General features: G+C 63.0%; 27 protein-coding genes. 26 read left to right on the top strand and 1 reads right to left on the bottom strand.

What is annotated here, in order from left to right:
- Positions 1-27: 27 nt before the first annotated feature.
- The 3 genes from PPGU16_RS08995 to PPGU16_RS08985 are packed head-to-tail and all read left to right on the top strand — an operon-like array spanning position 28 to position 1,485.
- Positions 28-597 carry a hypothetical protein gene (locus PPGU16_RS08995; protein ID WP_180719681.1) on the top strand — a complete coding sequence of 190 codons (570 nt, stop codon included), beginning with the start codon at positions 28-30 and terminating at the stop codon, positions 595-597.
- On the top strand, positions 594-797 hold the full coding sequence (locus PPGU16_RS08990; protein WP_180719680.1) for a hypothetical protein: 204 nt from the start codon (positions 594-596) through the stop codon (positions 795-797). The genes PPGU16_RS08995 and PPGU16_RS08990 overlap by 4 nt, the downstream gene beginning before the upstream one ends.
- On the top strand, positions 781-1,485 hold the full coding sequence (locus PPGU16_RS08985) for a hypothetical protein (RefSeq protein WP_180719679.1): 705 nt from the start codon (positions 781-783) through the stop codon (positions 1,483-1,485). The genes PPGU16_RS08990 and PPGU16_RS08985 overlap by 17 nt, the downstream gene beginning before the upstream one ends.
- 114 nt (positions 1,486-1,599) lie before the next feature.
- Here the strand turns inward: PPGU16_RS08985 and PPGU16_RS08980 are convergent, their stop codons facing one another.
- Positions 1,600-1,974, bottom strand: a complete 375-nt coding sequence (locus PPGU16_RS08980) for a 4-fold beta flower protein (protein ID WP_180719678.1) — start codon at positions 1,972-1,974, stop codon at positions 1,600-1,602.
- A gap of 98 nt (positions 1,975-2,072) precedes the next feature.
- Here PPGU16_RS08980 and PPGU16_RS08975 point away from each other — a divergent pair, with 98 nt between their 5' ends.
- From PPGU16_RS08975 to PPGU16_RS08865, 23 genes are all read left to right on the top strand, one after another.
- Positions 2,073-2,324, top strand: a complete 252-nt coding sequence (locus PPGU16_RS08975; protein ID WP_180719677.1) for a hypothetical protein — start codon at positions 2,073-2,075, stop codon at positions 2,322-2,324.
- Positions 2,325-2,346: 22 nt separating this feature from the next.
- Positions 2,347-3,036 (top strand): hypothetical protein, encoded by a 690-nt coding sequence (locus tag PPGU16_RS08970; protein ID WP_180719676.1) that lies wholly within the window; start codon positions 2,347-2,349, stop codon positions 3,034-3,036.
- Between the two features lie 196 nt (positions 3,037-3,232).
- Entirely contained in the window at positions 3,233-3,952 is a 720-nt protein-coding gene (locus PPGU16_RS08965) for a DUF1441 family protein (protein ID WP_180719675.1), read from the top strand.
- Entirely contained in the window at positions 3,945-6,038 is a 2,094-nt protein-coding gene (locus tag PPGU16_RS08960; protein ID WP_180719674.1) for a terminase gpA endonuclease subunit, read from the top strand. The genes PPGU16_RS08965 and PPGU16_RS08960 overlap by 8 nt, the downstream gene beginning before the upstream one ends.
- A gap of 5 nt (positions 6,039-6,043) precedes the next feature.
- Positions 6,044-6,313, top strand: coding sequence for a gpW family head-tail joining protein (gene gpW, locus PPGU16_RS08955; protein ID WP_180719673.1), 270 nt, complete (start codon positions 6,044-6,046; stop codon positions 6,311-6,313).
- Complete coding sequence (locus PPGU16_RS08950) at positions 6,313-7,965, top strand: phage portal protein (protein WP_180719672.1); 1,653 nt, start codon at positions 6,313-6,315, stop codon at positions 7,963-7,965. Before gpW ends, PPGU16_RS08950 begins: the two co-directional genes overlap by 1 nt.
- Positions 7,962-8,846, top strand: a complete 885-nt coding sequence (locus tag PPGU16_RS08945) for a S49 family peptidase (protein WP_180719671.1) — start codon at positions 7,962-7,964, stop codon at positions 8,844-8,846. Before PPGU16_RS08950 ends, PPGU16_RS08945 begins: the two co-directional genes overlap by 4 nt.
- A gap of 65 nt (positions 8,847-8,911) precedes the next feature.
- Complete coding sequence (locus tag PPGU16_RS08940; protein ID WP_180719670.1) at positions 8,912-9,514, top strand: hypothetical protein; 603 nt, start codon at positions 8,912-8,914, stop codon at positions 9,512-9,514.
- A 42-nt stretch (positions 9,515-9,556) separates the two neighbouring features.
- The gene (locus PPGU16_RS08935; RefSeq protein ID WP_180719669.1) at positions 9,557-10,213 is read left to right on the top strand and encodes a head decoration protein; all 657 of its coding nucleotides are present in this window, start codon (positions 9,557-9,559) and stop codon (positions 10,211-10,213) included.
- 73 nt (positions 10,214-10,286) lie between these two features.
- Complete coding sequence (locus tag PPGU16_RS08930; protein ID WP_180719668.1) at positions 10,287-11,324, top strand: major capsid protein; 1,038 nt, start codon at positions 10,287-10,289, stop codon at positions 11,322-11,324.
- A 4-nt stretch (positions 11,325-11,328) separates the two neighbouring features.
- Positions 11,329-11,679: a head-tail joining protein gene (locus PPGU16_RS08925; RefSeq protein ID WP_180719667.1), complete on the top strand. Its 351-nt coding sequence runs from the start codon at positions 11,329-11,331 to the stop codon at positions 11,677-11,679.
- Between the two features lie 19 nt (positions 11,680-11,698).
- Positions 11,699-12,280 carry a hypothetical protein gene (locus PPGU16_RS08920; protein WP_180719666.1) on the top strand — a complete coding sequence of 194 codons (582 nt, stop codon included), beginning with the start codon at positions 11,699-11,701 and terminating at the stop codon, positions 12,278-12,280.
- A 9-nt stretch (positions 12,281-12,289) separates the two neighbouring features.
- Complete coding sequence (locus PPGU16_RS08915) at positions 12,290-12,544, top strand: DUF2635 domain-containing protein (protein ID WP_180719665.1); 255 nt, start codon at positions 12,290-12,292, stop codon at positions 12,542-12,544.
- A 2-nt stretch (positions 12,545-12,546) separates the two neighbouring features.
- Positions 12,547-14,043, top strand: a complete 1,497-nt coding sequence (locus PPGU16_RS08910) for a phage tail sheath subtilisin-like domain-containing protein (protein WP_180719664.1) — start codon at positions 12,547-12,549, stop codon at positions 14,041-14,043.
- A 58-nt stretch (positions 14,044-14,101) separates the two neighbouring features.
- Positions 14,102-14,470, top strand: coding sequence for a phage tail tube protein (locus PPGU16_RS08905; protein ID WP_180719663.1), 369 nt, complete (start codon positions 14,102-14,104; stop codon positions 14,468-14,470).
- Positions 14,471-14,485: 15 nt separating this feature from the next.
- The gene (locus PPGU16_RS08900; RefSeq protein ID WP_243460516.1) at positions 14,486-15,028 is read left to right on the top strand and encodes a phage tail assembly protein; all 543 of its coding nucleotides are present in this window, start codon (positions 14,486-14,488) and stop codon (positions 15,026-15,028) included.
- A gap of 2 nt (positions 15,029-15,030) precedes the next feature.
- Positions 15,031-15,204 (top strand): hypothetical protein, encoded by a 174-nt coding sequence (locus tag PPGU16_RS08895; RefSeq protein WP_180719661.1) that lies wholly within the window; start codon positions 15,031-15,033, stop codon positions 15,202-15,204.
- Positions 15,197-16,927 carry a phage tail tip lysozyme gene (locus tag PPGU16_RS08890; protein WP_180719660.1) on the top strand — a complete coding sequence of 577 codons (1,731 nt, stop codon included), beginning with the start codon at positions 15,197-15,199 and terminating at the stop codon, positions 16,925-16,927. Before PPGU16_RS08895 ends, PPGU16_RS08890 begins: the two co-directional genes overlap by 8 nt.
- A complete protein-coding gene (locus tag PPGU16_RS08885) occupies positions 16,924-18,348 on the top strand; it encodes a DNA circularization protein (RefSeq protein WP_180719659.1) in 1,425 nt (474 codons plus the stop codon). Before PPGU16_RS08890 ends, PPGU16_RS08885 begins: the two co-directional genes overlap by 4 nt.
- A gap of 23 nt (positions 18,349-18,371) precedes the next feature.
- Positions 18,372-19,427 carry a phage baseplate assembly protein gene (locus PPGU16_RS08880; protein ID WP_243460515.1) on the top strand — a complete coding sequence of 352 codons (1,056 nt, stop codon included), beginning with the start codon at positions 18,372-18,374 and terminating at the stop codon, positions 19,425-19,427.
- Positions 19,424-19,984, top strand: coding sequence for a phage baseplate assembly protein domain-containing protein (locus tag PPGU16_RS08875; RefSeq protein WP_180719657.1), 561 nt, complete (start codon positions 19,424-19,426; stop codon positions 19,982-19,984). Before PPGU16_RS08880 ends, PPGU16_RS08875 begins: the two co-directional genes overlap by 4 nt.
- A 3-nt stretch (positions 19,985-19,987) precedes the next feature.
- On the top strand, positions 19,988-20,437 hold the full coding sequence (locus tag PPGU16_RS08870) for a phage GP46 family protein (RefSeq protein WP_180719656.1): 450 nt from the start codon (positions 19,988-19,990) through the stop codon (positions 20,435-20,437).
- A gap of 46 nt (positions 20,438-20,483) precedes the next feature.
- Positions 20,484-21,602 carry a baseplate J/gp47 family protein gene (locus tag PPGU16_RS08865; protein ID WP_243460514.1) on the top strand — a complete coding sequence of 373 codons (1,119 nt, stop codon included), beginning with the start codon at positions 20,484-20,486 and terminating at the stop codon, positions 21,600-21,602.
- Position 21,603 lies beyond the last annotated feature (1 nt).

Below are 21,603 nucleotides of genomic sequence, written 5' to 3'. Positions count from 1 at the left end.
AATAACCAACGACAGTCGGCGGCGCGCATGCCGGATTGGAGCGCTGAAGAGGACGCGATTCTGATTCAGCGCTGGGACGAAGGCTGGACCGCGAAGCAGATCCTTCGCGAGTTGCCTTTGCGGACGGAGCCGGCGCTGCGCAAGCGTCGTGACGTCCTGCAACTGCCGGTGCGACGTCTGTTCGGCTCGGGAATCGTTCTTCGAGCAACTGAGAAAGCCATCTGGAAGGCTCTGAAGGGCAAGCAATCCACACGCGATGAGCTGGCGGCGCGTGCTGGCGTGTGTTCGCAATCGATCTCCAACTTCATCAAGGAGAACCGCGCCGAGATCCACGTGGGCAAATGGACGCGATCGCCATCGGGCAAATACGTCGAGGTGTTCAAGGCCGGCAAAGGCATCGACGCGCCGAAGCCACCTCCGAAGCCGCGCGCGCAGACCTACGCGGACTGGTGGCAGCGGCTTAAGCGCGATCGTCCGGACGTCGCAGGGCATCGCATCGCTCGTGACAACCATCGTCGCGACATGCGTCAGGGGAAATTGATTCGGCGGGATCTGGCAGCCGAGGCTGTGTTTGGTCCAGCGGCGCACAGCGCATGACGGACGAGCTCGAGCAATGGCAATTCAATGATCCTGCCGACGTGCTCGAGCAAAAGCGGGGTGAGCGGTGCGTTGGGTGTATCCACGCTGTGCTGCGCAAGGATGCGCTCGAGGCGCCAAAGAGAGTTTGTAAAAAAGGCCGGAAATACGGCAAGCGATGTGCGCAATACAAGGAAACCACCAATGACAGAAACGGTTGAAACACTATTCCGCACGCCGCAGGACGCACTGATATTCGCGTTCAACTATTCGATGCAGCGTGCGGACCGCTCGCTCGTCGACCGCATGGCATCACCGTCGCCGCGCACCGGCAAGGGATTGAGTGGCAACGACGGCGCCGGGCAGGCCGGCATGATCCGGCGCGAGCTCGAGCAGCTGACGGATATCGAGCGCGCGGTGCTCGTTGCGCGATTCGCGCCGAGATCATGGCCGTGTGCGTGCGGCCGCTCATGCTGCTCCGGATACACGCCGAACCCCGAGTATCAGCAAGCGATCAGCCTGCTCACGCAAGCCGCGATGAGCGTTCTCGCCGGTCGCATCGTGCACTACCAACTGCGCCGCGGACTGGTTGAGAAGGCCGCAGGCATGAAGGTCGAGATCAAGGCGCTGGCGCTTAAGTGCGAGGTGTCGGAGAAGACGGCCGACGCGCATTGGCAGGTCATCAAGCTGTGGTTTCAAGGGCGCTCGAAGCCGAAGGTAAAGCCATCGAAACGCAAGCGCGCCGCCGCGGGCGAGGCGACTGCAGACGTCGCGGATGAGGCGCATCTCCATGACGAGACGATCGAGCAGCCGGATCTGGCGAGTTCGGTCGACGGACTCGAATCGAAGGCCCGGAAGCGCGCCGACGAGATGCTTTCGACGCTTCCGTTTATCGAATCTGCACACTGACGCTTGACGACTTCCGTTTTCGACCGTAAATTACGCGTCAATCTGACACTGTGAATAAGTGTCTCCATAGCCCGCACGGTCACTCCCGCGCGGGCTTTTTCATTTCGACAACTGTTAGTTTTGCGATTTCCACGCGTCGAAACTGAGGGGCGACCAACCGCCGAGCGGGTTCAACGGTCGCAGAGGCTTTAGCGGCTTCAGGGGTTTGAGCGGCTTGAGGGGCTTGAGCGGTTTCAGGGGCTTCAGAGGTTTGAGGGGCTTAAGCCCGCTTTCCGGCGCGCCAGCAGAGGGCATCCACAAAGCAGCCTTTCCGTTTTGGTCCTGAAACGTCGCATTCTTCACCGCGCCGAGCCAGTTGCCGGTGACCGCAGAGAAAGCGTGGCCGTTCGAGACGAAGGCGGTCCAATTCATCCCGGCGTCGTAGAGATAGCCCGATTGAGGTTGATACCAGCCGACCAGCGTGCAGTCCTTATCGTATACCGCGTCCATTCGCGAATCCTTCTTAATGTTATGGACGAGGGAAGTGGCGGTTGCCGCGATTTTTTAAAGGCGGCGTAAACCCTGGTCGTTCCGAACTGGCGAAAACGATGAACAAACCGAAGCCCAAGGGCTCCACGCCCAAGATCGCGCGCCCGCGCCTCGGCGAGAGCGTCATCGTGCGCGCGCCGTTCTTCGCGCAGCCGACGGTCGCGCTCGTGATCAGTCTGTACGAGGAAGACACGACCGACATCGCGGTGCAGGCCTTCCCCGTCGGCCGCGATTCGCTGCAGATCCCGGCCATTCCCTACTTCGACAGCGAGCCGCCGTCGGACGTCCGCTCGGCAGCGTGGGCCGCCTGATTGCCTCCTGAATGTCCTCACCATGGCATCGCCGTTCACGATATCTGTTGCCTCGAACGCGGCGGCAGTTGCACGGGGACTGTCGGACATTGAGCGCAAGCAGCTGCCGTTCGCGATAGCACAGACGATCACGGCAGTCGCGCGCCTCGCGGCGAAGGCAGAGAAAGACGCAATGCCGAAGATCTTTGATCGGCCAACGCCGTTCACGGTCAACTCGGTCGCGGTGAAGGGTGCGACGAAGTCCAACCCTGAGGCCGTCGTCTATATCAAGGACATCGCGGCAGCCTACCTTGCACCGTATGAGTTCGGCGGCACACACAAGCTGATCGGCTCGGGCAAGACGTGGCTGAATCCCAAAGATCTGACGCTGCTGAACAAGTACGGCAACCTGTCGACGACGACGCTCAACAGGCTGAAAGGCAGACCGGACATCTTCGTCGGGACGATCAAGACGCGCAGCGGTGAAAGCATCGGCGGCGTATGGCAGCGGCCCGCGCCCACAAAGGTGGTGCGTACGCCAGGCGCGAAGACGAAGGCACTGCGCGGCCAGAATCAGAGCGGACACCTGAAGCTGCTGATCCGGTTCGGTGATGCCAAGCCTGTCAGGCAGCACCTCGAGTTCGGTAGCCGCGCACAGGCGGTCGTGCAGCGCGCGTTCCCTGTCGAGTTCGGCAAGGCATTGGCGAAGGCGGTGGCGACGCGCCGCCGGTGATGCGAGCGGCGATGCGGACCGCCCGGAGAGACCCGCCCAGCAAGGCTTTGCGCGACATGCCTGTTTTTTGAGCAGCGGGGAGGGTCAGCACCACGGTGGGGCGGGTCCTTCCGGGCGCCCTTCCGGCACACGGGCACTGCGCGCGCCCGTTTCTCCCGTTCTGTTGAGTAAAAAAATCCCGTTACACGTTACACCTATGGCGGCATCAAACGCAGCGCAAAGCCACGCGGCGTCTGGGAAGCGTGGTGTAACGGACGGTGGCGGCAAAACTCGGGGGAAGGCGAAAACCGTTACACCGGGCGTCGTTACACCGGCGGGCAGCGACGGGATGATCGGCAAGGCGGCGCTTTGCGAAGCGCTCGGATGGACGCGACCGAAGCTCGACCGTCGGCTCGACGGCGACGAGAACTTCCCGATCGCGCAGCGCGGCACCCGCGCCGGCGGTTGGGCATTCGATCTCGTCGCGGTGCGCGCGTATCTGGAAAGCGGATCGCGCGCGGCGGCGCCGGCACCGGCGACTTCCGCCGACGTGCACTTCGATCAGCGCAGCGATCCGAAGGCCTCGGGCAACCCATACCCGGGCGCGAAGTACTCGGTCGTGCCGCCGGCGGGTGTCGAGCCCGTCGTTCACGCCGGTGAGCAGAGCGCGCGGCAACGGCGCGACGCGGTGCAGGCCGAGATCCTCGAAGACAAGCTGCGGCGCGATCGCGGCGAACTGGTGCAGGCCGAGGTGATGCGTCAGGTGATCACGAAGATGCTCGTGCACCTCGGCAAGGGGCTCGACCGGCTCGCCGACCAGGTGGTCGACAAGCTCGGTCTCCCGCAGGAAAACGCGGACGACATCCGGGATCTGACCGACGACCTGCGCGCCACGATGGTCGACGAGCTGAACGTACTGCTAGGTCCCGATGCTTGAGCACGCTTACGCCGACGCATACCAGATCGGTCGCGAGGCCTTAGCGGCATTCATACCACCGAAGCGCGAGACGGTGGCGCAGTACGCGGCGATGAATCGCCGGCTGTCGAATCAGGGTGGCGGATTTGTCGGCCGCTGGCACCACGAGAAAGCGCCGTATCTCGTTGCGCCAATGGAGACGCTCACGCGGCTCGACTATCTGACGACGGTGGTGGTCGGGCCCGGCCAGTCGGGCAAAACGGAGATAGCGCAGAACTGGCTGCTGAAGTCGGTCGCCAACGATCCGGGCGACATGCTCTGGTACATGCAGACGGACCCCGGCCTCGAGGCGTTCGTCAAGAGCCGGATCAACACGCAGATCCGAAGCCACGCCGAGATGGCAATGAAGCTCGGGTCGAAACCTGTCGACGATTCGCTGCACTTCAAGATGTTCGACGCGATGCGTGTCGAGTTTCTTTCGGCAAACGACAACAACCTGATCAACAAGTCGGCGCCGAGAATCGTCGCCGACGAGGTTGATGCGTATCCCGAATCGCTGGGCGACATCAAAGCTGTGCTCGACGTGCGGCGCCAGACGTTCGGGCGCCAGTCCATGCTGCTCGCGATGAGCCACCCGGACCGCGCGCGAGGAATGGTTCCGGAGCGTGACTGGACCGCCGGCATCATGGCGCTGTACGGCGATAGCGATCGACGCGTCTGGTACTGGCCGTGCCCGCACTGCGGCGCGTGGTCGAGCCCGGTGCCAATCGCCGCACGGTACATGACGCTGCATTATCAGGACGACTGGAGCCTCGACGAGATCCAGGAAAAGGCTCGCCTGGTGTGCCCGGTGAACGGCTGTCTGATCGAGGACCGCGAGCGGCGCGCCATGAACCTCGCTGCGTACCGCTCGCCATTCGGCGGGTGGGTCGGCGATGGGCAGGAGATCTCGCAGGACGGCGTCGTGACCGGCGAGCTCGCGGCGCGCGACAGTGCTGGGTTCTGGATCGTCGGCGCCATGTCGCCGTTCATCCTGGGCGGCATCGGTGGCCTCGCACGTGCGAAAGCGAAAGCCGAGCGCGAGTATGAGGTGGACGGCGATGACAAGACGCTTCGTCAGGTCGTCGCGAAGCAGTGGGGCTTTCTGTATTCGCCCAAGCGGGGCACGGGATCGATCGACGCGAACGTGCTTGCCGAGCGCGCCGAGGCGGCGCTCAAGCTCGCGGAGATCCCCGAGGGCGTTCGGTTCCTCACTGCGGGTGTCGACGCGAACGGCGGGCGCTTCGAATGGCTGGTGCGCGGCTGGGGCGTCGACGGCGAGAGCTGGGTGATCGAGAAGGGGAGCCTGCTCGGCGATCCGGCGACGAACGCCGACGACTGGGACCAGCTGCTCGAGATCATCACGCGCACATATCCGCTGGCCGACGGCACGCGGCGCCGGATGCCGATTCGCGCTTTCGGCTTCGATAGCGGCGGCGAAGCGGGCGTGACGCAGCAGGCGTATTCCGCGTGGCGACGGTGGCGAAAGATGGACGGCATTGTCCGCCTGATCGGCAGGATCGCAGGGCGCGACGCGTGGACCGTACTTCCCACGAAGGGCGCCAGTGCGTTGCTTGCGCAGCGGCTTGTCGTGACGTATCCGGACACCGCGCGCAAATCGAACCGCGCGGCCGCCGGCGGCACCGTCCCCGTTGCGCAGTTCAACCCGAACAGCTTCAAGGACGATCTGTCGGGGCAGCTCCAGTCGGCCGAGATCGGCGAGTGGTACGTGCATTTTCCATATGCGCTGCGCTCTCCCGAAGAACCTCACGTCTGGTTCGAGCAGCTGACCGCCGAGACGCGCGCGAAGAACGGGCGATGGGAGAAGGCCATCAAGAGCCGCCGGAACGAGGCGCTCGATCTGATGGTGCTCACGCACGTGATGGCGCATCTCCACGGCCTGTCGCAGATCGACTGGAATAAGCCGCCGTCGTGGGCGGCGCCGTGGGACTCGAACACATCCCTGATCGCGGGATCGGCCACACCGGCGCCGAGCGCGCCGCAATCGACGTTGGGCTCCGGCACCGCGCAGCAGAAGTCGAAATCCGCTGTTCACCGTTTTCGCTAAATCCTATGGCCACTACAGATCTCAGCTCGCCGTACTACGGCATGAGCGATGCGCAGCTGCAGGCCGCGCTCGCCCAGGCGCAGCAGGCCCTGATCGATCTACGCACGGGTGAGAAGGCCGTCACGGTGTCGTACGCGCAGGGCGACGGTTCGAGGAGCGTGACGTTTCAGCAGACAAGCATGGCCAACCTGCGCATGTTGATCGCCGAGCTGCAACAGGCGCTCAACCCGGGCGTCTGTATCAATCGCCGCCGCTACATCACGCCGGTGTTCTGATGGGTAAAGACATCACGCTCGTCGACGTGCGAGGTAATCCCATTCGTCGTGCGCGCGGCGAGTATCCGAACGGTATGCCTCTCGGCAGCCAGATTGGCGCCGCGTATTTTCCGTACCAGGCCGCGGAATGGCAGACGCAGGAGATGGGCGCGTGGCTGCCATGGATCCGTTCGCCCGATGCGGAGATCACGCAATTCCGCGATCGGATGGTCGCGCGCTCGCGCGATCAGGTTCGCAATGACGGGCGGTCGAGCGGTGGTATCACCAGGATACTCGACAACGCGATCGGCGCTTCGCTGCGCCTGTCCGCAGCGCCCGACTATCGCGCGCTGCGTCTGATCAGCGGGGCGAACTTCGATATCCAGTGGGCGAAGGAATTCGCGAGCGCTGCCGAGGCGCGCTGGCGCCTGTTCTCGAACGACCTTGGCCGTTACAACGACGTGTCGCGGCAGCTCACCGTCTCGCAGCAGCTGCGTCTTGCGCTGCGTCACAAGCTGATCGACGGCGAAGATCTGATCGTCAACTACTGGAAGCCCGAGCGCGTCGACCGCGGCGCCGCACATTACGCGACGTGCTATCTCGTCGTGGACCCGGACCGCCTGTCGAACCCCATGCAGATGGTCGATACGAGGCACTTGCGCGGAGGCGTCGAGGTCGACGATGACGGCGTGCCGATCGCGTATCACATCCGCCGTGCGCACCAGAACGACTGGTACAACGCCGTCGAGAGCATGGAGTGGGAGCGTGTCGAGCGCGAAGATGACGACGGCTGGCGGCGCGTGATTCACGACTATGACCGCGATCGCGCTGGCCAGAACCGTGGTATCGGCGTGTTCATTCCGGTGCTGGCGCACGCGAAGATGCTCGCGCGCTACTACGGGATCGAGTTGCAGGCCGCCGCGCTCGCTGCGTCGATCGGCACGTATGTCACGAGCCCATACGATCCGGCCGAAGTGCAGGATGCGCTCGGGGGCGATCAGGAACTCAAGTTCTATCAGAGCCTGCGAAAGGACTGGAACGATGAGCGCCCGGCCATGTTCAACGGCGTGCGTGTGCCGGCTCTCGCGCCGGGCGAGGAGATCAAGGCACTGACGTCCGATCACCCGCACAACGGCTTTACGGAGTTCGTGCACGAGATGCAGGGCTGCGTCGCCTCGGCGCTTGGCGTACCGATCGAGCAGGTCACGCAGGACTGGTCGAGAAGCAATTACTCGAACATGCGCGGCTCGATGCTCGAGGGTTGGAAGACGCTGATCCGCCGTCGGCTGGATTTTTCGGCCGGCACCGCGACGCCCATGTATGCAGTGTGGCTCCGCGAATCGATGGAGAACGACGAGCTGCCGCTGCCGAAGGGCGCGCCCGACTTCATTGAGGCAGCGACAGCGTACGCGGCGTGCTCGTGGCTCGGGCCCGCGCGTGGCTGGGTTGATCCTGTCAAAGAGCCGCAGGGCTCCATTCTCAAGATGGATGCCGCGCTCACCACACTTAAGCAGGAAGCGGCCGAGCAGGGCCTGGACTGGGAAGAAGTCATCGATCAGCGGCAGATCGAGATCCAGGCATTCAGGGAGCGCGGCATGCCGCTGCCCGAATGGGGCGGCGCCGAACTTGCCTCGCGTACCGACGAACCTCCCGAAGAGCCAAAGGCAGCATGATCAACTATCCCCACCTTGCCACGCGGCTTTTCAATGTGCCGATAGCGATCCTGCCGCACAAGGCAGAAGTCGTGATGGCCGCGCTCGCGGACCGCTTCGGCATCTCGCATCTCTTTCGCGGCGACGGCACGACGCTCGAGCTGACGAACGGCGGCGCGCGCGCGTTTCTCGATGCCGAGGACGATAGCGAAGAAGCGCAGTACAAGCCCTATGACGTTGCGCAGGGCGTGGCTCGCATTCCGATCGAAGGCACGCTCGTGCACAAGCTCGGCATGCTGGAGCCCTATTCCGGCATGACGGGTTACGACGGCATTCGCGCGCTGCTGAGCATGGCGCTCGGCGATCCGGATGTGCGCGCGATCATGCTTGATATCGACTCCCCGGGCGGCGAAGTGGCGGGCTGCTTCGATTTGGTCGACGCGATCTATGAGGCACGCGGACGCAAACCGATCTGGGCCGTCCTCACCGAGAGCGCCTATTCGGCCGCCTACGCGATCGCAAGCGCCGCTGACAGAATTATCGTCCCGCGCACGGGCGGTACCGGCAGCGTGGGTGTGATCTGCATGCACGTCGACATGTCGCAGGCACTTTCGAAAGCCGGCATCGACGTCACCCTTATTCATTACGGTGCGAAGAAAGCCGACGGCAACGAATTCAATCCGCTGTCGAAAGAGGCGCTCGCGCGCTTTCAGTCCGACGTCGACAAGATGGGCGAGATCTTCGTCAAAACCGTCGCCCGCAATCGCGATCTCAAAACGGCCGTCGTGCGTGACACGGAGGCCGGCACCTTTCTCGGCGCCGACGGCGTCGATATCGGCTTCGCCGATGCCGTCATGGCACCGGACGAAGCTTTCGCGTCCCTGCTCGAAGAGCTGGGCTGATTCATCCCACCATCAGGGTAAATCCAATGAGCAATACGTTACGCAACCTCATGTCACGAGGTGGGTTGAGCTTCGCCCATCTCGGCCGCGGCTCTCGTGCATCGGACGAGAACGACAATTCGAACGACGACAGCGGCAAGGGTAAGAAAGGCAAGCGCGCGTCCGACGAGGACGATGGCCAGAATCGCGAGGACGGCGACGCCCGCGGAAGCCGCGCTGAAGGCGATGGTGATGGCGACGGCGATGGCGATGGAGACGGCGACCAGAACAACGAAGGTGGCAAGGGCAAGAAGGGCAAGCGTGCGGCTGACGATGATAACAACAGCGATCCGGACGCCGAAGACGATGACGATGAGGAAGAGATGCGCGGCAACAGCGCGGCAGCTCGCGCGCGTCGTCGCGAACGCGCGCGCTGTGCCGCGATCTTTGCGAGCAAGGGCGCCGGTCGCAACCCGGTTCTGGCATGCAAGCTCGCTTTCACGACGTCCATGACGCGCAGCGAGGCGATTGAGGTTCTCGATGGTTCTCCGGCGCCGGAAGGTAGTCGGGGACGTCGCCAGAATCCGAACCTCGGAATCGACAGCGATCGCAGCGCGAGCAGCGAGCAGTCGATCGCGGCGAGCTGGGACGTCGCGTTCCAGAAAGCCGGCGCGAAGCGTCGCCGCTAAGCGCAGGAACCTTAGTTCAATCTCTCACTCTGGAATCCGATCATGGCTCAGACTCCTCTGCTTGAAAACCGGCACGATGGTGGCTTCCTCGTGTCCGAAGCGCGCGGCCACCGCTCGCGCGACCCGATGACGTTCAGTGGTGCGGTGAAACACCTTCCCGGCGAGGTCGTCGCGAAGAAGGCGGGCGGCACTGCGGCAGCCGCGGCGAAGGCCGGCAACACCGGTAACGGTGCATTCACCCTCGATGCCACGACGCCGGTACTACCGAACGCGCAGGCAGGCATCTACGTCGTGCGCTGCACGGCGGCCGCGGCGAACAGCGGCACGTTCCGCGTGTTCGATCCGACGGGAGACGTCATTGGCGACGTCGTCGTCGGGCAGACATTTTCCGATGGCATCAAGTTCGCGATCGCCGACGGCGCGACGGATTTCGTTGTCGGTGACGAGTTCGACGTCACGGTGTCACTCCTCTCCGCGTCGCTGGTGCCGCTGAATCCGACGGCCACCGACGGCACGCAGATCGCAGCTGGCATCGGGTTCGGCACCTACGACGCGACGTTGGCGGACGTGCCGGGTCTTGCGGTGGTTCGCGACGCGGAAGTAAACGGTGGCGAGTTGATCTGGCCGGCGGGTATCACGACGGCACAGCTGAATGCCGCAAAGGGGCAACTCGCCGCGCTCGGGATCATCACCCGCTAACCCCTGTCTCCGCAGATCTCCCTCGTTTGTCCCGTGGCCGCGTTCGCGGCCATTATTATTTTTGGAGCCAATAATGGCCAGTTTGGACGTTTTCCATCAGGATGCCTTTTCGACCATCCAGCTCACCGCTGCGGTCGACAAATATCCGTATCAGCCGCAGGGGCTCGGCGATCTCGATATCTTCGATGACGAGCCGATCCGTAATACGACGCTCGCCGTCGAGCAGCGTCAGGGCCAGCTGATCCTCATCCCGACGTCGCCGCGTGGTGCGGAAGGCACGCAGCGTGTCACCGAAACGCGCGCAGCACGTTACTTCCGCGTGCCGCGTTTGATGCACAGCGACACAATCACCGCGAACGAAATTCAGGACATCCGTGCGTTCGGTACCGAATCTGAACTCATGCAGGTGCAGGCGGAAGTCGCGCGGCGTCTAAGCGGCCCGACGGGCATCCTGAAGAACATCGAATACACGTGGGAATTTCACCGTGTGGGCGCAGTGCAAGGGCTGCTCCTCGATGCGTCGGGATCCGTGATCTACAACTTCTTCGACGAGTTCGGCATCACGCCTGCGGCGGAAGTGCCTTTCGATCTCACGGCACAGACCGCGAACAGCATCCGCCCAATCTGCAACGCCATCCGGCGCGCAATGATGCGCAAGGCGCAGGGCGCATGGTTGCCGACGACGCGTGTATACGCAATGTGCGGCGATGCGTTCTACGACGATTTCGTCAACCACGTCGACGTCATCCGCACGTACATCAACTGGTCGGCGGCCGCAGATCTTCGCGACGACAGCCAGGGCGCCGCGTTCGACACGTTCAAGTTCGCTGGCATCTACTGGATGAACTACCGCGGTTCGGACGACAACACGACGATCAAGATTCCGGACGACAAGGTCAAGTTCTTCCCGGTCGGCGCACCCGGCGTATTCCGTCGCGCGCTGGCGCCGGGCGAATCGTTCGAATGGGTGAACACGCCGGGCAAGCCGATGTACGTCATTCCCATCCCCGACCGCGATCGCAATTCGTTCTGGAAGATGGAAGGCTATTCCTACCCGCTGCATATCTGCACGCGGCCGGAGATGCTGCAGACCGGCCGCGCCGGCGCATAAGCCAATGCCGTTCGATTGGCGCGCCGTCACCGACCGGATGAACGGCGTGGTGATGAAGACGTTCGGCGAGGCGGAACGGGTGATGTACATACCCGTCTCTGGTGCCGTTCCGTACGAGATCGACGGCGTATTCGACGAAGCCTTCCTCGAGCTCTCAATCGTCGACGGCGCACAGGTTGCGACGGTTCAGCCGCGGCTGGGGATCCAGCAATCGCAGTTCGCCTCGGCGCCGGTGCAGGACGACCAGCTGCAGATCATCCGCACAGGCCTCGTCTATGTCGTGCGCGAAGCGCGGCTCGATGGATGGGGCGGCGGCGGTCTCATGCTCAATCTGGTTAGTAACGTCGATGGCTGATCCCACAGGACGCGCTGCGATGCGCCAGCTGGTCGTGGCCGCATTGCAGGGAGCAGCTGCCGCTCCAACGATCCAGTCACCCGGAGATTGGAGCATGCCACCGTCGAAGCTGCCGGCGATCCTCGTGCGAAATGGTGCCGAGCGCAAAGCGTCGTTAGGAACAAACGGGCAGACGCAGTTCAACACGGATTTCGTCATCGAGATCCGGGGAATCGTTTCCGGGTCGACTGCGGAGGTCGCGCAGGACGCCCTCGATACGCTCGGCGCGACCATCGAGGACATCCTGCTGCGCGACGTCGGCATTCGAGGCGAGACGCAGGACTTCCCGGCCATCGATACAACGACGGAATACAGCTCGGACGGTCGCGTGCATTTCGCGGCCGTCAGTATCGCGCTGCACTTCCAGATCTATGAGGCCTTCGAGCCCGATGTGAATAACACGCTCGAGCGCATGCAGCTCACCGTCGACCTCGCGAGCCCGTTTGACCCGAACGGGACGTACCCCGATCCGCCATTCCCCGACGCAATTCCACCGGCACCTCGTAGCACGGGGCCCGACGGGCGTGCAGAGGGTGTTATCGACCTCGATTTTTCTGATTAGGAGTGACGCATGTTCGTCAAACCCGCAGCGGGTATGAAGATCCGCGACCCGGATATGAAGGACTTCCTGCCCGACGAGGGGCGCGACGTGCCGGACGATCACCTCTATTGGGTGAAGCGTTTGAGCGACAAGGATGTCGAGCTCGCCGAGCGGCCCGAGCCGAAGGAGGCTTCGCCGCAAACCGAGGTCGAAGTGCGTGATCAGGATCACGCCGAAACCAGTGCCGTTGACGATACGTCGACGCATCGTGAAGGGAGCGCCTGATCATGACGGTACCGTTCAAGAACATTCCGGCCGGTGACCAGATCCGGGTTCCGCTTTTCTACGCGGAAGTCGACAACAGTCAGGCCAATAGCGCCACCCAGACACAGCACGCACTCGTCATCGGTCAGATCACGTCGGCCGGCGCCGCGACGCCCAACATTCCCGTAATTTCCCAGGGCGCTGCGGACGCGAAATCGGCGGGCGGTCCGGGGTCGATGCTCGCGCTGATGACAGCCGCTTATCGCAATAGCGATAGCTTTGGTGAAGTCTGGTATCTGCCGCTCGCCGACGATCCGAGCGCCGTCGCCGCCGCAGGTTCGATTAACTTCACTGCGGCCGCAACAGCAGCCGGCGTTCTGTTCCTGTACCTCGCCGGGCAACTCGTCACGCAAAACGTGACGTCGTCTCTAACGGCGGCGCAACTCGCGACCGCACTCACGGCGACGGTTAACGCGAACACCGATTTGCCTGTGACGGCTGCCGTCGACGGCACCACCACCTCGAAGGTGAACTTCACGGCGAAGAACAAGGGGCTCGCCGGCAACGACATCGACATTCGCGTCAATTACCGCGGCGCAGCCAACGGAGAGGTTACGCCGACGGGGCTGGCGTTCACGATCACGGCGATGACTGGCGGGTCCGTGAACCCGTCATTGACCACCGCGCTGGCGAATCTCGCCGATGCGCCGTTCGACTTCATCGTGATGCCGTACACGGACGCGACGTCACTCGATGCGCTGAAGTCTTTCCTCAACGATACGAACGGACGCTGGAGCTGGTCGAAGCAGATCTACGGGCACTTCTTCGCAGCCTATCGCGGCACCGTGGGCGCGCTCACGACGTTCGGCGTCACACGGAACGACCAGCACGGGACGGTGATGGGTTTCAACGACTCGCCGACCCCCGCATGGTTGCTGGCAGCAGATTACAGCGGTGCGGTCGCGGCGGCGCTACGGGCGGATCCCGGTCTGCCGCTGCAGACGGTTGCATTGTCGAGTTTCCTGCCGCCGCCGGTCGCGTCGCGCTTCGCGCTCACGGACCGCAACACGTTGCTGTTCGACGGTATCTCCACGTTCACGGTCGCCGACGATGGCACGGTCGCGGTTGAAAACCTGATCACGACCTACCAGAAGAACCCGTTTGGCCAGCCGGACAACAGCTACCTGCAGGTCGAGACCCTGTTCCTGCTGATGTATGTTCTCCGCCGCCTGAAGGGCGTCGTCACGTCGAAATACGGCCGGAAGAAGCTGGCAGCGAATGGCACGCGCTTCGCGCCCGGCGCAAACATCGTGACGCCGAACACCATCCGCGCTGATCAGATCGCCGAATACAAGGCGATGGAGTTCGAGGGCTACGTCCAGAACAGCGACGCGTTCGCGGCCGGCCTCATTGTCGAAATCGATTCGCAGAATCCGAGCCGCGTCAACGAGCTGTGGGACGGCACACTGATCGGCGGCCTGCGGATCTTCGCGCTGCTCGCCCAGTTCAGGCTGCAGTAACTCACGCTGATGCCAAACAGGCCGCCTCCGGGCGGCTTCTCTTTTTTGTGAGCACGAAATGTCGAACACGAAAAATCGCATTGCCGGCACAGCGTATCTGTCGGTCGACGGCGTGTCGTACCCGGTAGCTGGCGATTTCGAATACGACCCGAGCGAGCGCGCTCGCGAATCGCTGACCGGGCAGGACACCGTCCACGGCTTCAGCGAAAAGCCGAAGGTCGGCTCTATCAAAGCCACGTTGCGCGATATGGGTGGCCTGTCGCTCAAGCAGATCAACCAGATGGACGACGTGACGGTCACCGTTGAGCTGGCGAACGGAAAAACCGTCATCGGCCGCAACATGTGGACCGTCAATCCTCAGGGGGCGAAGGCGGAAGACGCCACGTTCCCCGTGGAATGGGAAGGTCCGGACGTGTCGGAGAATTGATCCGTGCAAGAAACCATGACCCTCACGTTTCGCCGTCCGATTACCGCCGGGAAGGGCGAAAACGCAAAGACGTACACCGAGCTGCAGCTGCGCGAGCCTCTCGCTGGAGATTATGAGCAGGCCGAGAAATCGGGCGGCAAATATGGGTTCGTCGTTGCGCTGGTCGCTATCGTCAGCGGCGTGCCCATCGATGTCGTCGACGAGCTTTTCTCCAGCGAGATCGACGAAGCGGAGGACTTCTTTAGCGGCTTCGCCGATGAAGCGGTCCTCATGCCGGATGTTCGCAGCCCGGATGAGTTCTCGCTCGAGCTGCAGGCGCCCGTGAAGCTGACGGACGACGCGACCGCGCTCAATGCGACGAAGCTCGATCTGTGCGAGCCGACCAACCTGCAGCGCCGCAAGGCACGACAGGCTGGCGGCCCGTTCGCGTCATCCATCGAACTGATTTCGATCGTCGCGCGGGTGCCGCGCAAAACGGTCCGCGCGCTGAGCGCACGCGATTTTCACTCCGCCACCGGCTACTTCAACGGTTTTCAGATTCGCCGGCGGCCCGACTGAGCATGCTGGTCGCCGGCGCGAACGCTCTCCCGGACGGCTGGGAACAGATGCTCGCGGACGCCGCGCACTTCTGGGAGATCGCGCCGGCGTCGCTCTGGAACGCCACATGGAGTGACGTCGAGTGGCACCTGATCGAAGCGAAGCGCATCCTTTCGGCAAAGCCCAAGAATGGCTAACAACAAGATCCAGTTCGTCATCACCGCGGTCGACCGCGCGACCTCGACGGTCCGCAAGGTCAAGGGTTCGATAGCGAGCACCTTCGCGCCGGTCACGGCCTTGGGCAAGTCGCTGGCCTCGCTGAGCCGGGAAACTGGACTGAGCCGTCTGGTGCGCGGCCTTACGTCGGCGACGCGCGCAGCTGGCGGCCTGCTCGCCAAGATCACGATGATCGCGACGCCTCTCGGTCTGCTCGGTGGCCTTGGATCGATCGCCGGGCTCGCATCGATCGTGACAAGCTGGGGCCGCGCGGGACAGGAAATCGACCGCACGTCGACCTTGCTCGGTATCAACACGCAGCAGCTGCAGGAATATCGCGGTGTCGCTCGCCTGGCAGGCCTCTCGACCGACAGCATGGACGCGTCGCTGCAGGCTTTGGGCGACACCATGCAGGGCGCCGTAAACGGCCGCGCGCCGGAGACGCTGGCGCTGATGAGCGCGTGGCAGATCGGGCTGCACCGTACGGCCGATGGCGCCGTCGACGTGTCGCGCGCGATGCTGGACGTGTCCCGCGCCATTCGATCGAATCTCAGCGCGGGCGGCAACATCCAGTCCGCGCGCCAAATTGCCCAGGCATTCGGTGTCGAGTCGCTCCTGCCGCTGCTTATCAAAGGGCCGAGCGCGATTCAGGATCTCGTGCGGCAGTTCGACAACCTGCACGCGACGATGGATCCGAGCGCGATCCGGCAGGCAGAGGAATACGCGCAGAACATCGCGAAGCTCGAGCTCTCCGTCGTCTCGCTGAAGGACGCACTGGGCAACGCACTCATCCCTGTTTTGCAGCCCGCTATCGAACTGATGAGCGAGTGGCTGGCCGTTCCCGAGAATAAGCAGAAGCTCATTGATGGCGTCGCCGGCGCTGTGCGCTTCCTGTCGGATGAGGTCAAGAGCTTCGACTGGGAGAAGGCGAAGCGCGGCGCGAGCGACTTCTTCGATCTGGTATCGCGTTCATACGAGATCCTGATGCACGTCGCACACCTGGGCTCCCGAGTTGGTACCGGCTTCGAGCGATTCGGCAATGCACTTCGTGGCAATGGCCTGAGCACGAACGACGAGCTGGCCGCCGGCATCAATGGCAACACGACAACGGCTATCGATTATTTCCAGTCGCGCGGATGGTCGCGATCCCAAGCGATCGGCATCGTCGCGAACCTGCAACGCGAGAGTCAGGTTGACCCCACGGCGGTCGGCGATAACGGTCAGGCATACGGAATTGCGCAATGGCACAAGGATCGGCAGGACGCGTTCCAGAAATGGGCTGGTAACTGGATCGGTAACTCGACGCTCGAGCAGCAGCTCGGTTTCGTCGACTACGAGTTGCGCAACGGCAATGAGCGGGCTGCGGGTTCGGCGCTGGCTGGCGCGTCAACGCCGGAGCAGGCAGCGGATATCGTCTCGCGTCTGTACGAACGGCCAGGTGCTGCAGATAGTGAAGCGGCGGCGCGCTCACAGTTCGCGGGCCAGCTATCCGGACTTTATGGAGGCGGTCCGACGGTTGCGGGCGCAAATCAACCCGGCGCCGACTCGACGCAGGCGTCACTCGGGCCCGGAGAGCAGGTCGTGAAGGTCGATATCAACCTGCAGGGTGCGCCGCGCGGCACGCGCACGTCTGTCAGTTCGTCGCGAAACGTCAATACGAATGTGCGCACTGGCCAAACGATGGATCTAGGAGCTGCTCTATGAACGTAGGTGGCGGCGCGGGTGCCGTGCTTGGCACAACATCCGGCATCACGAATCTCGCCAGCTCGCTCGCCGCGCGGCTCGGTGGGACGATGGGATCATATTTCGACCGGTTGCGTCCGGCGTCATTTCGCGGCATGCCGTTTGTCTCGCTCTCGGCGGAGGGCTCTTTTGGTCGACGGAATGTGCTTCACCAGTACCCAAAGCGCGACACGCCATGGGCAGAAGATATGGGGCGTGCGGCGCGTCGATTCCAGGTGCTCGGGTTTCTTGTTGGCGACGATGTCGTCGATCAACGCGAGGTCCTGATCAAACTGGTTGAGACGGAGGACTCCGGGGAGCTGATTCACCCGACTTATGGCCGGCGGTCCGTCAACTTGATGGATTTCCGCGTCATTGAGCGCTGGGACAAGGGCCGGTACTTTGAGCTGCAGTTTGATTTCGTTGAGAGCGGCAATCGGGTGTTTCCGACCGCCGCAAACGGGACGACGAGCCTCATTGCATCCGCTGCAGCTGCGCTCGGGCTGTCCGCGGCCGCCGACTTTGCGGCTCGCGCATTGAGCACGCTCGCCTATGGTGCTTCGGTCGTCAACATGGCCGTCGGAACAGCTCTCAGCTGGTACACGACCGCGAAGAATCTGGTGGGCGATGCGCGAAACCTCGTGCATCTCGTGTTTAACCTGCCGGGAGCTTTCGGCCGTTTCGCCGGAAGTGCGACCGTGCCGACATTCAGCAAGTATCCGGGCGCGCAAGTATCGACGGCTACGACGGTCGATCAGGCGATCGTTCAGGCGGTTCAATCGCGCACGGCAGTGTCGACGGCATCAGATGCACTGGCGGCGGCTGCGGCAGGCCTCGACGCGAGCTCGACCGACGCATATGCGAGTGGCGCGCAGGGTGTCGCCAACTCTTTGCTGGCGGCCGCGCCGAGTCCGGCCGATGGAATGCGGCTTCTGACGTCACTGGCCGACTTCTATCCGAGCGCTCCGACGACGTCGTCGACGATCGGCGGCGCGATGGCAACGATGCAATCCGCCTCCGGCGATCTGTTTCGCCGCGCGGCAATTGCGTCGGTGGCGATTGCCGCGTCGAGGTATCAACCGACGTCCTCGGATGACGCCGCGGCCGTTCGGGAGACGGTCACGACACTGATTGATGCGGAGATCGAGGTCGCCGGCAATCAGGGCGAGGATTCGACTTATGGCGCTCTGCGCACGTTGCGTGCTGCCGTCGTGCAGGATCTGAATAAACGTGGCGCGGGTCTCGCGGCGATCGCCACGTTCAATTTCAAGGCCAATCTTCCGGCACTCGTGATCGCGCAGCGTCTCTACCGCGACGCCAGCCGAGCCGATGAGCTCGTGGCGCAAGCCAACCCGGCACACCCGGCATTCATGCCTCAGACATTCAAGGCGCTTTCTTCCTGACGATGGCCGACGATCTGACTTTGATGCTCGACGGATCCAACGTCTCGGGCTGGGAGCGCATTCGCGTGACGCGAGGTATCGAGCGACTGCCGAGCGAATTCGAGATCGAGATGACGGACCTGTTCCCGGGCCAGCTCGAATCAATCAGCGCAATACCCGGGCAGAAGTGTCAGGTGGCTCTCGGGGACGATGTCGCGATCACCGGGTATGTCGATCGCGTTATTCCAGGTGTCGCACCGGAGCGCCACTTCATCAGGGTGATCGGCCGTGGGAAATGTCAGGATCTGGTCGACTGCAGTGCGGTATGGCCGGGTGGTCAGATCAGTGGGTCTAATGCGCTGCAGATCGCACAGAAGCTTGCGAAGAGCTACGGCATCACCGCGACAAGCGACGGCAACGATGGACCGAGCATCCCGCAGATCAACCTGATGATCGGCGAATCGGCGTTCGAGGTCATCGAGCGTGTTTCGCGATATGCGGGGCTGCTCGCGTATGACTTGCCCGACGGCAATTTGAGACTCGCGCGCGCGGGCGTCGAAGCGCATACCTCGGGTTTCATTTATGGCGAGAACGTTGAGGAAGCGGAATTCGAATGGGCGGCAGATCTGCGTTATTCGCAGATCGATGTGTATCTGCTCACGATGCAGACGATGGGCGATGCGGGCGTGAATCTGGTGCCCGTCGCAACAGCCACCGACGCGACAATCGACCGATTTCGCAATTTGTATGTCGTCTCCGAGCAGGTTCAGGCCGGCCGCAACATCGCGCAGGAGCGGGCGAACTGGGAGGCGGCGCGCAGGGCAGGCCGATCGCAGGCCGTTCGGGTACTGACTGACAGTTGGCGGGACGGCAGCGGGGTGCTTTGGACGCCTAACACGCTCGTTCCGGTCACGATACCGCCGCTCAAGATTCCGAAAGAGACCTTCATGTTGATTTCCGAAGTCACCTACACGCTCGACGAAGAGGGCGGCACCCACGCGTCCCTTCTGCTGATGCCGCCGGCGGCATTCACGCCTGAGCCGACCATCTTGCAGCCGCTCTCACCCGACGTCGTGCGCGGCGCGCCCAACGCACCATGAGCGACTATCTGACGCGCACGGCACGGCGCGTATTGAATGGGCTGGCACGCGGCATCGTGCAACTGGTCGCTGATGCGGGCGACGTGCAGCGGATGCAGGTCAAGTTCAGCCCACTCGAGACCATCGACAACATTCCGCGCTGCGCGGAGTACGGTTTCGTCTCGAACCCTCCCGACGGATCGGATGCGGTCGTGATCTTCAGCGGCGGCGATCGCTCAAACGGCGTGGTGATCGGGACGGGAAACGCCACCTATCGGATGAAGCAGCTCGCGAGCGGCGAGGTGGCGATTCACGATAGTCGTGGGCAGTCCGTCTATCTGACGGAGTCAGGCATCAAGGTCGACGGCGGCGGTAACCCGGTCCTGTTCACAAATCTGACGAAGCTGCGAGTCGAGGCGCCCATCGAGAGCACGGGCGACATCACCGACAACGTCGATACGACGGGACGTAGCATGTCGGCCGATCGGCAGATATACGACGGTCACTCACACGACGTCCCGAATATCCAGCTCGGCGGAAGCACTCGCACGTCAAACCCGCCGAATCAGCCGGAGTAACCGATGCCCGATATCACGATCGTTTGGGACGTCGACAACAGCCGGGGCGACTGGCAGCTCGTGGGGCCCGCGCTCACCACTGGCAACGATCTCGACAACGGCATTCTTATCAGCCTGTTCACCGATCGCACGGCGAACCCCGATGACCCGATTCCGGATGGGACAAATGATCCGCGGGGATGGTGGGGTGATCTCGGCGAGGATGTGCCGATCGGATCTCGCCTATGGCTTCTCAGCCGCGCAAAGCAGACGCAGGAAACGCTCAACAACGCGGTCGACTACGCGCGCGAGGCGCTCGAATGGATGATCGACGACGGCGTGGCGGCGCGCATCGACGTGCTTGCGCAATGGGTCCGATCTTCGTTCATGGGCCTGCAGGTCATTCTCTATAAACAGGACGGCACCACCGTGGCATCGAAGAGCTACGCGTGGGCCTGGAACCAGATCTCCTGATATGCCATACGCACGCAAGACACTCGCGCAGATCCGGGCTGACGCGATGGCCGATATCGCGGCCGCGCTCGAGGGATCAGACCCACTACTGCGCTTCGCAGCATTGAAGATCATTGGCGTCGTGCTCGCGGGCATGACGAATGAGGAGTACGGGTATCTCGACTGGATCGCGAAGCAGACAAACCCATTCACGGCCGAGGGCGAGTACCTGCAGGCTTGGGGCGCTTTGAAGAAGGTTTATCAGAAGGACGCGAGCACGGCGCAACTGTCGGCCACGTTCCAGGGCGCCAACGGCAAGCCGCTCAGTGCCGGTACGGCGATTGTTCGTGGTGATGGAGCGACGTATACCGTCCTGACGACCCAGACAGTATCCGGTGGATCGGTAACCGTCACGATCGTCGCCGACGTTGCCGGCGCAGCTGGTAATGCTGATGCGGGAACCGTCGTATCGCTTGATGTGGCCGTTGATGGAATCCAGTCTACGGGTTCCGTCTCAGGCACTGTGGCGTCGGGCGCAGACATCGAGGATCAGGAAGAGTTTCGCGATCGCGTGCTCGAGGCGTATCAGCAAACCCCGCAGGGCGGCGCGGCGCCGGACTATGTTCAATGGGCGCTCGCCGTCGCGGGAGTCACACGCGCTTGGTGCGCGCCGAACGGATTCGGTGCGGGCACCGTGGTCGTGTATGTGATGCTTGATGACGCGCAGGCGGCACATGGAGGGTTCCCTCAAGGCACGAATGGCGTGTCACAAAATGACAAGGGGCCCGGCGGTCTTCCGAGAGCCACGGTTGCAACAGGCGACCAACTGGTTGTCGCCGATGCGATCGTATCGAAGGAGCCTGTAACAGCGCTCGTTTGGATCTGTGCGCCGATACAGAACGTGCTTTCATTCATACTTTCCGGCACCTCGAGCTGGTCGACAGCGACGAGAAATGCCGTCGAGGCAGCCATTGCGGACGTCTTCTTCCGGAATGGTGACCCGCGCGGCGCCACGATTGATCGCTCGGACATCGAGATCGCAATAGGTTCTGTCGCTGGCACGTCGGGATTTGTGATCACTTCTGTAACGGGTGTAATTAGCGGCGTCACCACGCCATACCCAGGGAATATCACGGGCAGCTTCGGTTCTCTCCCGCTCCTTGGCGGCGTCACATTCAACGCCTAAT

Source organism: Paraburkholderia largidicola (assembly GCF_013426895.1).
In the GTDB taxonomy this organism is placed as follows: Bacteria; Pseudomonadota; Gammaproteobacteria; order Burkholderiales; family Burkholderiaceae; genus Paraburkholderia; species Paraburkholderia largidicola.
Note: the sequence above shows the minus strand (reverse complement) of the source record. Positions and strands in the feature narration are given on the sequence as shown.

Bases quoted from the DNA above. Each gene is read 5' to 3' on its own strand.
- PPGU16_RS08995 (WP_180719681.1), top strand. From the start codon at position 28: ATGCCGGATTGGAGCGCTGAAGAGGACGCGATTCTGATTCAGCGCTGG.
- PPGU16_RS08990 (WP_180719680.1), top strand. From the start codon at position 594: ATGACGGACGAGCTCGAGCAATGGCAATTCAATGATCCTGCCGACGTG.
- PPGU16_RS08985 (WP_180719679.1), top strand. From the start codon at position 781: ATGACAGAAACGGTTGAAACACTATTCCGCACGCCGCAGGACGCACTG.
- PPGU16_RS08980 (WP_180719678.1), bottom strand. From the start codon at position 1,974: ATGGACGCGGTATACGATAAGGACTGCACGCTGGTCGGCTGGTATCAA.
- PPGU16_RS08975 (WP_180719677.1), top strand. From the start codon at position 2,073: ATGAACAAACCGAAGCCCAAGGGCTCCACGCCCAAGATCGCGCGCCCG.
- PPGU16_RS08970 (WP_180719676.1), top strand. From the start codon at position 2,347: ATGGCATCGCCGTTCACGATATCTGTTGCCTCGAACGCGGCGGCAGTT.
- PPGU16_RS08965 (WP_180719675.1), top strand. From the start codon at position 3,233: ATGGCGGCATCAAACGCAGCGCAAAGCCACGCGGCGTCTGGGAAGCGT.
- PPGU16_RS08960 (WP_180719674.1), top strand. From the start codon at position 3,945: ATGCTTGAGCACGCTTACGCCGACGCATACCAGATCGGTCGCGAGGCC.
- gpW (WP_180719673.1), top strand. From the start codon at position 6,044: ATGGCCACTACAGATCTCAGCTCGCCGTACTACGGCATGAGCGATGCG.
- PPGU16_RS08950 (WP_180719672.1), top strand. From the start codon at position 6,313: ATGGGTAAAGACATCACGCTCGTCGACGTGCGAGGTAATCCCATTCGT.
- PPGU16_RS08945 (WP_180719671.1), top strand. From the start codon at position 7,962: ATGATCAACTATCCCCACCTTGCCACGCGGCTTTTCAATGTGCCGATA.
- PPGU16_RS08935 (WP_180719669.1), top strand. From the start codon at position 9,557: ATGGCTCAGACTCCTCTGCTTGAAAACCGGCACGATGGTGGCTTCCTC.
- PPGU16_RS08930 (WP_180719668.1), top strand. From the start codon at position 10,287: ATGGCCAGTTTGGACGTTTTCCATCAGGATGCCTTTTCGACCATCCAG.
- PPGU16_RS08925 (WP_180719667.1), top strand. From the start codon at position 11,329: ATGCCGTTCGATTGGCGCGCCGTCACCGACCGGATGAACGGCGTGGTG.
- PPGU16_RS08920 (WP_180719666.1), top strand. From the start codon at position 11,699: ATGCGCCAGCTGGTCGTGGCCGCATTGCAGGGAGCAGCTGCCGCTCCA.
- PPGU16_RS08915 (WP_180719665.1), top strand. From the start codon at position 12,290: ATGTTCGTCAAACCCGCAGCGGGTATGAAGATCCGCGACCCGGATATG.
- PPGU16_RS08910 (WP_180719664.1), top strand. From the start codon at position 12,547: ATGACGGTACCGTTCAAGAACATTCCGGCCGGTGACCAGATCCGGGTT.
- PPGU16_RS08905 (WP_180719663.1), top strand. From the start codon at position 14,102: ATGTCGAACACGAAAAATCGCATTGCCGGCACAGCGTATCTGTCGGTC.
- PPGU16_RS08900 (WP_243460516.1), top strand. From the start codon at position 14,486: ATGACCCTCACGTTTCGCCGTCCGATTACCGCCGGGAAGGGCGAAAAC.
- PPGU16_RS08895 (WP_180719661.1), top strand. From the start codon at position 15,031: ATGCTGGTCGCCGGCGCGAACGCTCTCCCGGACGGCTGGGAACAGATG.
- PPGU16_RS08890 (WP_180719660.1), top strand. From the start codon at position 15,197: ATGGCTAACAACAAGATCCAGTTCGTCATCACCGCGGTCGACCGCGCG.
- PPGU16_RS08885 (WP_180719659.1), top strand. From the start codon at position 16,924: ATGAACGTAGGTGGCGGCGCGGGTGCCGTGCTTGGCACAACATCCGGC.
- PPGU16_RS08880 (WP_243460515.1), top strand. From the start codon at position 18,372: ATGCTCGACGGATCCAACGTCTCGGGCTGGGAGCGCATTCGCGTGACG.
- PPGU16_RS08875 (WP_180719657.1), top strand. From the start codon at position 19,424: ATGAGCGACTATCTGACGCGCACGGCACGGCGCGTATTGAATGGGCTG.
- PPGU16_RS08870 (WP_180719656.1), top strand. From the start codon at position 19,988: ATGCCCGATATCACGATCGTTTGGGACGTCGACAACAGCCGGGGCGAC.
- PPGU16_RS08865 (WP_243460514.1), top strand. From the start codon at position 20,484: ATGGCCGATATCGCGGCCGCGCTCGAGGGATCAGACCCACTACTGCGC.